This window comes from Campylobacter sp. BCW_6871 (assembly GCF_001762325.1).
In the GTDB taxonomy this organism is placed as follows: Bacteria; Campylobacterota; Campylobacteria; order Campylobacterales; family Campylobacteraceae; genus Campylobacter_D; species Campylobacter_D jejuni.
Window position 1 is genome coordinate 62,988 of sequence record NZ_MJWQ01000038.1, and the last position, 12,985, is coordinate 75,972.

The window sequence follows — 12,985 nt, forward strand, 5'->3', positions numbered from 1 at the left end:
AGCAAATTTGGATAGAAAAGAAATTTTTGCTACAATTTTACATTAATTTCACTAAATGAAGGAAAATTTATGGATGAAGAATTAGAAAACGAAGAAACGAAAAAGAAAAAAGGTGGTTCACTTGTAATTATTATTGTTATTTTACTTTTTGTTTTACTTCTTAGTATTATGGGAGTGATTGCTTGGCTTATTTCAAGCAGTTCAAGTGATGAAAGTGAAGTCAAAGAAGCTCCAAAAGAAGAGGCAAAAGCCGATAAACCTAAAGTTTCAGCCCCTACTCAACGAGGTAGTGATTTTGCTAATATAGGTCCTATGTATCCACTTGATCCTTTTACCCTAAATTTACTTAGCGATAGCGGCTCAAGATATGTAAAATGCACTATAGAACTAGAACAAAATAGCGAACTTTTAAAACCTGAACTCGATAAAAAAGTTCCAGTGATTCGTGATATTATTATTCGTACATTAACAGCTAAAACTTTTGAAGAAGTAAGTACACAAAAAGGCAAAGAACGTTTAAAAGATGAGCTAGTTGGAAAAATCAATGAAATTTTAACCGATGGCTTTATTAAAAATGTTTATTTTACGGATTTTGTAGTTTCTTAAATGCGTGTAGGCTGTGATATCATCGCCATTTCTAGGATAGAAAAAATTCATTCTAGACATGGCAAAAATTTTCTGGATAAATTTCTAAGCCCAAAAGAACAAATACTCATTAAAAATCCAGCAACTCTAGCAGGTCTTTGGGCTGCTAAAGAAGCTGCTAGCAAGGCTTTGGGTGTTGGAATTTGTGAATTATGCAGTTTTTTTGATATTGAAATATCAAAAGATGAAAAAAACGCGCCTAAATTAAAATATTCTCAAAAAATTACAAAAGATTTTAATATCACTCAAACTTCCCTAAGCATTTCTCATGATAATGGTTTTGCTATAGCCATAGTGGTTATAGTTTGATTATTTTCCTATAGTTTGCTTGTCTAAATTTCTTGAAAGTATGAAATCTACCACAGGTTGTTCTCTTTTATTTGCTCTTTTACAATGATCTTTTTGAAAAAAATCTGTGATTTTTATAACAATCCTTGCCCATTTTTTGCGATTTCTTTCACGCCACGCATGAGAAGAAACGCTCTCCCAAGCATAGCCATTAAACAAGCTTGCATTTACAAAATGATCTAAGGCTCTAACACCCTGTCTTGCTCGTGCGGTATTAAAAAAAGTTCCTATAATCACGATAAAAAGATATCCTAAAACTGCTAAAGGTACCATTGCACAAAGCAGAATAGTCCCTGCTAATTTTTCTTTTAAGCTTCCTTTTAAGGTACGTTTTACACGACGACGAAAATTGGCACGAATTTTAGTTCTAACTCTTTTCATAGTTTTCTTTTGCTAAATTTTATCCTCATTCCATTAGCCGAACGCACTGTTAAACGCCCTACTACATCAGGTACAAAACCTTCTTCAAGTTCTAGTTTGTAAGTTTTTAAAATATTAGCCAAAATCAAAATCGCTTCTTGCATAGCAAAACCTTGTCCTATGCAAATTCTTTCCCCTACCCCAAAAGGCAAATAAGCATCTTTTTTGTATTCTCCTTCAAAACGAGAAGGATTAAATCCATGTGGATTTGTCCAAAATTCTTCATGTCTGTGTATCAGCCAAGGAGCAATCACCACCCCAGAACCTTTTTTAATAAGCTTATCTCTAACTTGGGTATCTTTTTTTGCCTCTCTTGCAAAAAATCCAACAGGAGGATAAAGTCTTAAAGATTCTTTGAAAATATTTGTTAAGTATTTAAACTGTCTTAGATGCGAAATTTCAATGGCTCCACCCTGTAAAACCTGAGTAATCTCCTCATAAGCTTTTTCTTGCTCCTTAGGATAAAGACTAAGCAAATAAAGCGTCCATGTCAAAGAACTTGCTGTGGTTTCATGTCCTGCTAAAAAAAGCATAGCCACTTGATCTAAAATTTCCTCAAAAGAAAAACGCTTATTTGTATCCGCATCCACTACTAAAAGCAAAGATCCTAAAATATCCTCAAATTCTGCATTATCCGCCATATCATATCTTGGTTTTATGATGTCACTTAAAACCTGCCTAATCACATCTCCGGCCTTAGCACGCTTACGATCTCCTAATATATAAGAAAGCCATTTTGGAAAACGAAACATACGACGCATGGCTGTATGCACGCTTTGCTCTTGAAAAGTCACAAAGGCATTTAAGATTTTTTTACCTTTTTCCTCATCGAGTTTTGAAGACATAATGGTACGAAAAATCACATCAGCAGTAATAAAAGTCATAGCTTCATCTACTTCGATAACAGCATGATTTGGATACTTGCTAAAACGATCCATCATATCTGCCACAGCTTCGCTCATAAGATTAAACACTTTATTGATACGAGTCATTTCAAAACTTGGGCGCAAAAGCTCTCTTTGTTTTTTCCAAACTTCACCATTTGTAGTAAAAATACTCTCCCCTAAAAGCGGACTTAAAAGCTCATGCAAAAATGCACTTTTAGGAAATTCTCTAACCTCATCAACCATCATTCTTTTAACTTCTTTAGTGTCATTTATGACATAAAGATCAAAATTTGGCATCTTCACATAGCCTGTTTGCATTTTATAACTACGCTCATAAAGTCCATCAAGCCAAGATCTACGCTTTAACAAAAAAGTTAAAAGTGTAGAAGCTTTATTTTTATAAGGTTTTGGAAAAAAGGGACATTCACTCATATTTTTACCTTTTCTTCTAAAAATTTAGGCATTATGATGAAAGAAAAAAAATCATAATCACCTTTAACACTAATACTATAAAGATATAAAAAGTGCGCTTTGTTTTTATCTCTTTTTATTTTTTTATACTCATGTTTTTCGTATAAAGTGTGAAATTTAGCACTTAAAAATGGGGGTGTAAATTTAGCATTTACACCACTCGTGCGGAAAAAATCCACTTGAGGAAAACATGCTCCATCAATAATCGATGTGTAATCATACCATTTTAAATCAAACCTTGAAACAAATTCGAGCTTCTTTCTAAATTCATCTGCTTTTTTTTGATAACTCACTAAAGGTATGCATTCTCCTAAAGTAAGAATTTTTAATTTACGAAGTAAAGATAAATCTAAATTTTGTCTTAAAATACACTCCAAAACTTCTATACAAACTATAGTTCCAACACTATGTGCTACTAAAATAAGTTCATAATCTTGTTTATTTTCATTTTGTTTTAGCTTCTCTACTATAGTATTTGCAAAAAGCTTGATTCTTTCTTGCATAGTGCCTGTTTTTTTATCTTGCCAAGTAGCACAAAAAGCACAAATTCTTGCTATCCAAAATACAGCTAATTTCTTACCTAATTTAAATAAAAAATGATTTAGTAAAAATCCTAAAAAACATCCTATGATGATAGCTAAAGAAAAATGCATATAATTTTGCAAAAAAGCAAAACTTCCAAAAGCCAAAATCAAAGAAAATAATAAAGAAAATAACACATAAAAAAAAGGATAATAACCTGTGATAAGCTGATAAATCGACTCTTTACCAAATTTGATAAAAAGTCCTGTGATAGTATAAATTCTAAAAAAACTATAACAGTCCGCTAAGGCATCTTTGTAATTTTCTGACCAATTTTTCTTAACAATATCATTCCATGTTAAAAAATGATATTTAGTTTGTACTCCTTCGCACGAAATTTGAAAAAAAGGAAATTGCTCATTTTTTTCAATTTTACTTAAATCAGTCTTAATGTTAAAAGCATGAGAATAATCTTTTAGGTTTTTTTTAAATAAATCATAATAAAATCTATAACTTTTAGGATCATATCCTGCTATATAAAATACTTCCCTATCCATACAATATTTCTTTTTGCTTTTAATTATAACAACTTTGCTTTAAAAGCTCTCTTAATCAAAGCTTTTTAGTCTTATTTGTCTAAAAAGAAATTTTTATAAAAATTGCCGTTGAATTGGTTAGTTTGTAAAAGATATTTCTTAAAATTACACACCAAAACAGGATTGGGTTTATAAGCATGAGCTTCACGCCAAAAAAATTGAAGTTTTTTTGGATAAGATAAGCCTTCAAAATCATAAAAAGCATTGCCACAAACCTTAGTCGGACAGCCTTCTAAAATAGCACTAAGGCCTACTGTTGAATTTATAGTAATACAACCTAAAGCCTTTCTTAAAAGAACTGGCAAGTGGATATCATGAACATATAAAACCCTTCCCTCTACATGATATTTTTGACTTAAATCATTTATGAGTTTAGAATAATTCTTATAACCCCTATCCATAGGATGGTGTTTAAAAACTAGATAAGATTTAGCTCTTGCATGGTTTGCAAAAGAAAGTATGGTTTGCTCTATAAAGTGCTCTATGCTTTTTTTGTAATGATATTTAATTTGCGTATCGCTATAAACTTGTAAAATCGCCAAAAAGTACTTTTTTTCTAAATTATAAATCTTTTCATTTAGTTTTTTTTCTGTAATCTTATAAAGGTATTTTCTATACAATGATCTAAACCAAAATAAAAATTCAAAAGGATATAAAGTACGATGATGAAGTTTGTTGTTAAAAAATGGAGCCAAAATAAAAGCAAACAACCAATACAAAAAAGCATCAAAAGCCATAAATTTAAATCCACCTGGAATTTCTTTTATGCTTTCTTTGGTAAAAATATTTTGAGAAAGATAAAAATTTTTATCACGCGGTAAAGAAGAATTTGCATTCACCCCATCTTTTTCCAAAGTAATACAATAAGGTCTTAAATACCCTTCTTCAAAAATCCATACTTCAATTCCTAATTCTTTAGCCACTTTAATAGCCTTAGCATGGATAATACGACAATCATTATACATTAAAATAGCATCGATTTTTTTACTTTGAAAAAAATCCCTATAGAAATTTTCAAGATCTTTTTCATCACACTTACACCTTGTTCCACTAGGATAGAAAAAAAAATCTCCACCATTAAAATTGAGTTTAAAAACTTTGGTTTGGTTTTTTTTCATTTTCATTGCAAGATGATGAAAAAAATTTCCCACAGGCCCTTGCAAGAGTAAAACATTTTTACCGCTAAATTCTTTTTTAATTTTAGTGCTAAATCTCATTTCTTTGCTAAAAATTCATAAAATCTTCTTATTTTTCTAAGCATAAAAGTTTTAAAATCTATTGCCAATTTTATATGTTTTTTTGAAAAATAATCTTTTTGTAAATTTAGCATTATATCTAAACAAACTTCAATTTCACATAAAGTTTTTGTTTTAGGATTTATATATCTTGGATATGTGATCAAAACACCTGCTACAAGCTCCTCTAGGCTTAGTTTTCTTGTTCTTCTTTTGCATTTATGTTTATCTTTTGTTAAACCCCAGCCCGCATAAAAAGGCATGCCATAAGTATAAACTTTTTTAGCTCTTAAAAGAGCATCAAAACCACTTGTAGAAGTAATAGTGTGAATTTCATCGGCAATTTTTATAGCACTATCAATACTGCAATCTTTTACAATCTCATCACAAAATTCCAAAATGAGTGTTTCATCTTTTAAACCCACACGGTTGCCACTTAACACATCAGGATGAGGCTTAAAGATGATATAAGCATCTTGATTTTTAGCACGTACCTCCTTAATCAAATCAAGAGTAGATAAGCCAAAACCTCCTAAAATCATCGAAGCATCATCTTCAACTTGAGCAGGGATTAAAATAATCTTTTGTCCTATTTTGGCATTGATTTTTAAGTTTTCATGCTTTAAACCATTATATTTTGAAAAGCGGTTCTCAAGTAAGATTTTTATAATATTTTTTGCCCTATTTAGCATATTTTCATCAAAAATTTCATTTTGCAAAAGTTCTTCTAATTTACTTGGTTTATTTGGATCTATGTAAAGTCCTTTATCATCAACGATTAAAGAAAAAGGGCGCGTAAGATCAGAACCTAGTGAAATTGAGCGGATAAAACCATCTTCCACTAAAGAAATTTTAGGAGTAAAATGAAGCAAATTCTCATCTTGTGCTTTTTTTATAAGAGTAGTTTTAAGAGTATTATAATCTATCCTTTTACCCCAAATGAAAAATTTATCATTTTCTTTTAATTGTATATTCTTTAAACAATCTAAGAAATCTAGAAATATGATTTCATTGTTTTTAGCTATAAAAAAAGGTTTTACAAATTTCCTTTTCCATTTTGAAAATCCAAAGAAAAAAAGTCTATTAGAATTTGCCTTTTCTATATCTTTATATTTTGCTAAAGTTTGAATAGTATCAAAAATATTACTTTTTTGATTTAAATAAGGATTAAAATACTCGCTATAAAGTATATAAGCAGCATAGAAAACTTCTTCTAAACTTCTTTTTTGCATCCTTCTTTTACACTCTAATTTATCTTTTGTTAGACCCCAACCTGCATAAAAAGGCATGCCATAACAAATACACTCACATTCTTGCATCAAAGCTTCAAAACCCATACCAGAAGTTTTGGTATAAACCTTATCAAAAAACTCAAGCAAAGCTATGGGATTAAAATTTTCAATGATTAAGATACATTCTTTAGGTAAGGAATTTATATCTAAATCACTTTGTTTTTTACCACTTAAAACATCAGGATGGATTTTTATATAAATTTTAGAATCAGGATTTTCTTTTATGGCATCTTTTATCATATCGACGGTTTTAAAATCTTTAGCAAGCCCAAATTCAAGCGAGGCATCATTGGCCGTTTGAGTGATGATTAAAACACGTTTTTCATCTTTTTGAAAATAATCATCTGGGATATCAAGATTGTTATTATACTTGCTAATTTTATATTTTTTAATAAGCTCTATAGCTTTTTTAGCTTGCTTGATTTCTTCATCTTTAAATTCATAAGTATTTAAAAGATTTTCAAGCTTTGAAGGCATTGTTGCATCATAATAAATGCCTATATCATCTTTAACCATAGAAAAACTTGGGCTATTTTCAACCCCTAAGTTTAATGAGCGGATAAATCCATCTTCTAAAAGTATGAATTTAGTCTTATATTTTTTAGCAAAATTCATAGCTTTTAAACCTGATTTTTTGCGTCCCCAGCCAAAGAAAAGGTCATCTTTGTTGATTTTTAAATTTTTCTTATATAAAGAAATGATATAAAAATTTCTAACATTAGCGATAAGTTTTTTTGATGTTGAGTAATACTTCACAATGCCAATTTCTTTATTATAAGTTCAACTTTTTCTTCTAAATTATTTCGACAAGAATTATTGATCACTAAATCAGCCTCTGGTTTATCAAATTCTATATCAACACCAACTACATTATCAATTTCTTTATTTAAAGCCTTAGTATAAAGCCCTTTTTGATCTCTTTGCATTAATTCATGCATATCGCATTCTATATAAATTTCATAATAATTTTTTAATTGCTTTCTATTGTAATCATAAATCTCATTAAACATTGAAATCGTAGTGACAATAACTATCATACCTTGATCGTTTAAAAATTTTGCAAATTTAGCTCTTTTCAAAGCCATATCTATGCGACCTTGTCTATCGTATGCATAATGTCCTAATATTTCTCTTAACTCATCTCCATCGAGATAAATAAGGTTTTTATATTTTAGCTTTAATTTTTCATACAAAGCTTGACCTATAGTTGTTTTTCCGCTTCCAGCTAAACCAGTAAGCCAAATAATATAAGGACTATTTATCAATTTGCACCTCTAAATCACTCATAAAATCAATTTCACACCAATTGCCATCAATTTCCACTGCTTTTGCATTATTGTATTTTTCAATTAAAACCTGCAAAAAACTTGTCATATACATATTTTCAAAATTTTTATTATCATATAAAATATCTCGGTCGAGCATTTCATAAAAAGCAATAACTTCAGAAAGAAATTGATAAGAAAATTTAAAAAGTCCTATATATTGAGCTTCTATCTCATCATAGACATTAGCTTTTTTTCCAAGTTCTATAATATAACCATTTGCCATCTTTAATGTTTCAGCATCTTCTAAAGGATTTGCAAAGCGTTTGCTCCAAAGCTTACGCCAAGACTTATCAACCACTATAGCAAGTTCTTCTTTGGCATTTATAAGCTTTTGCACGCAATCTTGAAAATAAACAATATCCGCATAAGAAATAATCAAATCTTGTTTTTCTTCGATGCATTTTAACATAAAATCTTTAGCGCAAAAAAAAGTATGAACCATATTGGTTTTATCATATTTTGAATTAATAAAAAAATGCTCAATATCATATTTATTAAGATAATTTTTTAGCACATCGTTTAAATATCCACCCACAACAGCTATTTCGTTTATACCTGCTGATTTTAAAGCTTCGATTTCATAATCTATTATTTTTTTATTTTTATACTCAACCATACACTTTGGTTGATCTTTTGTTAAAGGCATCAGCCTTGATCCAAAACCTGCTGCTAAGATAATTGCATTCATATTATTCCTTGATTAAACTAAACCACTCTTTTAAAATTTGAATATTATTAAGTCCATTTTCTCTTTCAATATGCCACATTATACCAAAAATATTTTCATATTTATGTTTAAAAGCTTCTATAGTATTATCTTTTGCTAAGCAAAGTTCTACAAGATCTTCACCTAATTTTTCAATAGCAAAATTATGAAAAGAATTGCTTATAAATTTTTCTTTTGAGAAAAATATTTTATGTTTGCCTATATGATTTTCACAAGGACTTATATGGCTGTTAAAATAATGAGCTATCATCTGAGCTCCTCTGCAAATTCCTAAAAGTGGTATTTTTTCTTTTAAACAAATTTCTATAACTTGCTTTTCGTATAAATCTCTCTTTTTAGATAAAACATTAGGACTATAAAAGCTTAAATCATTGCCACCGCTTAATATCACAGCTTTTACTAGATGTTTATAATGAGAAAAATCTATTTCATAGCTAAGAGGAAGAGGAGTAAAATTTTTAAATAAATCTTTATTAAATAATTTTCCCCAATCCAAAGCCAAACATTCTCTTTCTTCATGATAACTTTCGTTGCAAATAAGTCTTTGAGTAATACCTATAAACAAAATATTTGCTCACTTTCACATTCTATATTTATTTTTTTAGCTTTTAAATATTTTTCAAAATTTTCTTCTCCAACTCCTATAACAGCAGGCATTCCAAGTTCTGAGGCACGAATGGCCATATGTGAATTAGCACCCCCATAACATGTAATAAGTCCTGCTATATTTTTTGTAAATAAATAATCATATCCAGGATCTGCTGCATAAATTAAAACAATCTTTCCTTCTAAATCTTTATCATTTTCCTTCGCCGTAAATGCAGTAATGCTCTTTTGTGTAATAAAATTTGGAATAATACTATGATTATAAAAAGAAAAAATTTCATCGGCATTGCAAAGCAAAGAAGGAAGTTTTATAGCTTGTGTAAGTTCATATTCTTTTTTATTGCGATTAATTTCTTCTACAAACTGCTCTTTTGGATTTATAGAATAAAGACTAGAATAAAGATTTAAAATGCTTTTTATATCAAGATGAGCCAAATCTTCTTTTTCAATGCCATAATATTTGCCTAATTCTTCTATATAAACTATAGCTTTAGAAAGCAATCTAGTGAATTCAAATTTAACGAGCTCTCTACCCTCGATAGCCTGCTTTAAAAAATCAAAAAATTCACAAGCATTAATCTCTAATCCATGCTCTCTAAGTAAAGCATTTAAAGCTTTTGTCTTTTCTTTTGAAAAAACAAAAACTTTATCTTGTAAATAAACTTTACTATCTTTTTGATCCACATCAAAATAAAGTTCAAAATCTTCATCATATCTTGGAGATAAAATATTATAAGTTCCTGCTCTTAAGTGTCCAAAATCTTTCAAAAATTGATCTTTGTTGTGAAAATTAAGATGGTTTGTTTGTTTGCTTAAATTTTTACTCACTGTATTGAGTGAATTTAAAAAATCATCTTTTTCCTCTTTGGTTATAAAATCAATCTCAACTAAAGAATTTAAAAGTTGCATTGCTACAAATGCAGCCCTAGCCACCCCCGCAAAAGGCAAGGTTCCATAACGCTTGCATTCCTCAATAAGCCAATAAATTTTATCAATTAAAGAAAAATTAGAATTAATAATGCCATCATATCTTTCTTTTAGCTTGTATGCTTTTTGTATATCTTTTAAATAAAGCCCTGATCTAGAATTAATAATCTTATTTGTAAGTTCTAATAATGAAAATTCTAATCTTTTGATTTCATTTTCATTAAAACCATGATTTAAAAGTTCTTCTAATTTTTTAGAACTATTAAAATCATAGCAAGAATAAACAATATTAAATTCAATCTTATCGTGCAATTCATGATTTTTATTAAGCTTATCTAAGTAAAAATTGACAAGTTTTTGTGCGATATTTTCATCTAATTTTTTTGGTATAAAAGAATTAAAAGATAATCTTACATCCACATAAGGAATGCCTAAAAAAGAATGAATTAAAGGATGGGATCTTAAATCTCTATAGCCATAATTATCTCTTTGATACGCCCAGATATTATCCGTAATGATTTCTTTATATAAACTAAAAGCTAAACGCTTAGGCCTTAACCCTATGATTTCAGCTGGATTCCAATCAGGCATTATCCCAAAAATAGCTTTATCTCCCAAAACTCTAGATCTTGATTCTTTTAAAGACTCAAAACGTTTATAAAATCTATATAAAGCTTCTTTTGGTAAAGAATGAAATAAATTATTTTTTTCATGCATAACCAAAGGACGCACTTGCAAGCAAAAAAGTTCTTCCTTATCATCTTGAATAGCAAATGCAAATTCAACATCTAAAAAACAACAGTCATATAAAACTTCTAATTCTTTTATAAGTTCTATAATTTTTTGAAGTCTAATATCTTTAAATTCTAAATAATCTCTGTAATGATAGTAAGTTTTTGCACTCTTACTACTTCCATCTGTAATAGAGCTATTTGAACCATTTTCATCATATTGAAGACAAAAATAAGGGGAAAAATTATCCTTATCAACACTAAAACCAACTCCACAAAGAGTAATGTTTTCAAGCATAGGTTGAACTAAAATTTCATCGCTTTTTGATGGCATAGAATTGGCAACTTCATATAAAGCTTTTAATAACTCATCTTTAGAATCAGCTTTAATATTTGCCAAAGAAAGAAAAGCACCTGCATTGGAGTTTTTCATACTATCTTCACTTAAAGAAGAACTTCTTATAATGAGTCTATTAGCCTTTAAAGTTTGAATATTCCGTAAAACTTTATCTTCATTTGATATTAATTTTTCAAGCGAAGTTAAAACCAAAGGTAGAACTTTTGCTTTTTTTAATTTTGTTTGTAAATTTTTTAAATTTTGTGCTTTGGTTTTAAAATTTAACTCCGCCATATTTTTCCTTAGTTTTATATTTTTTTAGCACTCCAACAACGAGTGGTATATTTTATGCTAAATTCCTTAGGAAGTCTTTGTGAAATTTTATCACTAATTTTATTAAAAAGTTCATTTCCTTCATCAGTCTCCAAATCCCAATAAGGATTTTTAACACTTTTCCATGCATTAATATAATTTTCAATGCTTTGATGAAAATAAAAATCCTCTTCAATATAAACAATATTATCAAAAAGATCCTTTCGACTCTCTATAATTGGTCTTTGATCTTCTCTTCTTGTTCCCCTTGTATAATTTGGTACAAATTCTACAATAGTATCTTCAGCTATTTTTTGCACAGGATCGTTTAAATCCCTGTGATTCCACATACAAGAAAAATATCCCTCTGATTTTAATAAGCGATGTGCTTCCTCTAAGGCTTCATTTCTATCCATTACATTAAAACTGCTACCAAAAGTCACCCAATCAAATTCACTATTTTGGAGTGTTGAGTTTAAGCCTGTTGCTCTAACCCAGTCAATCTTCTCACCTTTAGTTCTTTCTATCCCGATCTCACGCATCGCATCATTTGGTTCTACAGATACTACCTTACATCCTCTTTCTAAAAGCATAATGCTTAAATTTCCAGTTCCTGCACCGATATCAGCCACTTTGATATCTTTTTTTCCAATAAGACTAATTAGCATATCTATAGTTTTTGGAGCATAATTTGGTCTATAGCTATAAAATTTAGCATGCTTGGTATAATCCCACACTTGTTCTACTAGTTTTTGCATTTTATTTCCTTTTTTCATTTTGACAAGCTTAATGAAAAAAAAGGAGGTATTTTATATGCTTTTCTAGCTGTCCATGCTCTTATTTTATAAGGAATCTCTATACTTTGCATATGAGAAATTTTAGCTTCTATCATCTCTAAAATTTCCTGCCATCTTTTTTCACCTGCTTGTGCTTGTATATCATTTACAGAATGCCAAGCTCCAAGATAACGCTCTTTATCCCAAAACTCTTTATAGTCACACTCCATAAAAAAGCAGTCTATGAAATCTCCTGTTGAAACAAGAATTTCTTCCCATTTTTTAACATTTTGTACCCCACTGCTTACACGAGCAAGCTCTGGAACAATATGTTTAATCTCCTTTTCGATCTCATCAAAAACCGAACCCTCTACAATGTGGCGAGGATTCCAAATCGCAGTGAAATACCCCCCCTGTCAATATACGATTAAATTCTGGGAGAGATTTTTTAGGATCTGTCCAATGAAAAGAACTAGCCATGATGACCCAATCAGCTTGATTATTGCTCATGCAGGTTTCTTCACCACTTCCTTTGTGCCAAGAAATATTTGATAAATTTTGTGTAAATTTTTGCCCTTCTTTACGCATATTATCATTTGGCTCCACAGCACTAATTTGGCATCCAAACATTTCTCCCAGCATCTTAGTAAGTTTTCCAGTTCCAGCTCCTACTTCAACAATATTTAAATCTTTTAAATTTTTATTTTTATCATTGATACAAGATACAAGTTTTTCAAGTAAAAATGGACTATAAGCAGGTCTATTATGATAATGCTTTGCAACCTCTGTAAAATCTCCTTGTTTCATATTGATTCCTTTCTCTAA

12 protein-coding genes and 1 pseudogene are annotated in these 12,985 nt (G+C 29.5%); 2 read left to right on the forward strand and 11 right to left on the reverse strand.

Going from position 1 to position 12,985, the window contains the following annotated elements:
• The first annotated feature begins 69 nt into the window (after positions 1–69).
• Entirely contained in the window at positions 70–606 is a 537-nt protein-coding gene (fliL, locus tag AJ930_RS03990) for a flagellar basal body-associated protein FliL (RefSeq protein WP_002855429.1), read from the forward strand.
• Positions 607–954 carry a holo-ACP synthase gene (gene acpS / locus AJ930_RS03995; protein ID WP_070239523.1) on the forward strand — a complete coding sequence of 116 codons (348 nt, stop codon included), beginning with the start codon at positions 607–609 and terminating at the stop codon, positions 952–954.
• Here acpS and AJ930_RS04000 read toward each other — a convergent pair whose 3' ends face one another.
• The 11 genes and pseudogenes from AJ930_RS04000 to AJ930_RS04050 form a co-directional block, all read right to left on the reverse strand.
• Positions 955–1,374 carry a hypothetical protein gene (locus AJ930_RS04000; protein WP_070274883.1) on the reverse strand — a complete coding sequence of 140 codons (420 nt, stop codon included), beginning with the start codon at positions 1,372–1,374 and terminating at the stop codon, positions 955–957.
• Entirely contained in the window at positions 1,371–2,732 is a 1,362-nt protein-coding gene (locus AJ930_RS04005; protein ID WP_002862077.1) for a cytochrome P450, read from the reverse strand. Before AJ930_RS04005 ends, AJ930_RS04000 begins: the two co-directional genes overlap by 4 nt.
• Positions 2,729–3,850 (reverse strand): DUF829 domain-containing protein, encoded by a 1,122-nt coding sequence (locus tag AJ930_RS04010; RefSeq protein ID WP_070239519.1) that lies wholly within the window; start codon positions 3,848–3,850, stop codon positions 2,729–2,731. Before AJ930_RS04010 ends, AJ930_RS04005 begins: the two co-directional genes overlap by 4 nt.
• Positions 3,851–3,921: 71 nt before the next feature.
• Positions 3,922–5,106: a capsule polysaccharide modification protein KpsS gene (gene kpsS, locus AJ930_RS04015; RefSeq protein ID WP_070274884.1), complete on the reverse strand. Its 1,185-nt coding sequence runs from the start codon at positions 5,104–5,106 to the stop codon at positions 3,922–3,924.
• A complete protein-coding gene (locus AJ930_RS04020) occupies positions 5,103–7,172 on the reverse strand; it encodes a capsular polysaccharide biosynthesis protein (RefSeq protein ID WP_070274885.1) in 2,070 nt (689 codons plus the stop codon). Before AJ930_RS04020 ends, kpsS begins: the two co-directional genes overlap by 4 nt.
• On the reverse strand, positions 7,169–7,681 hold the full coding sequence (locus AJ930_RS04025) for a cytidine diphosphoramidate kinase (protein WP_002855668.1): 513 nt from the start codon (positions 7,679–7,681) through the stop codon (positions 7,169–7,171). Before AJ930_RS04025 ends, AJ930_RS04020 begins: the two co-directional genes overlap by 4 nt.
• Complete coding sequence (locus AJ930_RS04030) at positions 7,671–8,432, reverse strand: CTP:phosphoglutamine cytidylyltransferase (RefSeq protein ID WP_070274886.1); 762 nt, start codon at positions 8,430–8,432, stop codon at positions 7,671–7,673. The genes AJ930_RS04025 and AJ930_RS04030 overlap by 11 nt, the downstream gene beginning before the upstream one ends.
• A 1-nt stretch (position 8,433) precedes the next feature.
• Entirely contained in the window at positions 8,434–9,036 is a 603-nt protein-coding gene (locus AJ930_RS04035; RefSeq protein ID WP_070274696.1) for a gamma-glutamyl-CDP-amidate hydrolase, read from the reverse strand.
• Complete coding sequence (locus AJ930_RS04040; RefSeq protein ID WP_070274695.1) at positions 9,027–11,366, reverse strand: PEP-utilizing enzyme; 2,340 nt, start codon at positions 11,364–11,366, stop codon at positions 9,027–9,029. The genes AJ930_RS04035 and AJ930_RS04040 overlap by 10 nt, the downstream gene beginning before the upstream one ends.
• 14 nt (positions 11,367–11,380) lie before the next feature.
• Positions 11,381–12,142 carry a class I SAM-dependent methyltransferase gene (locus AJ930_RS04045; protein WP_002936407.1) on the reverse strand — a complete coding sequence of 254 codons (762 nt, stop codon included), beginning with the start codon at positions 12,140–12,142 and terminating at the stop codon, positions 11,381–11,383.
• 14 nt (positions 12,143–12,156) lie between these two features.
• A pseudogene (locus tag AJ930_RS04050) lies at positions 12,157–12,967 on the reverse strand (class I SAM-dependent methyltransferase).
• Positions 12,968–12,985: the final 18 nt, after the last annotated feature.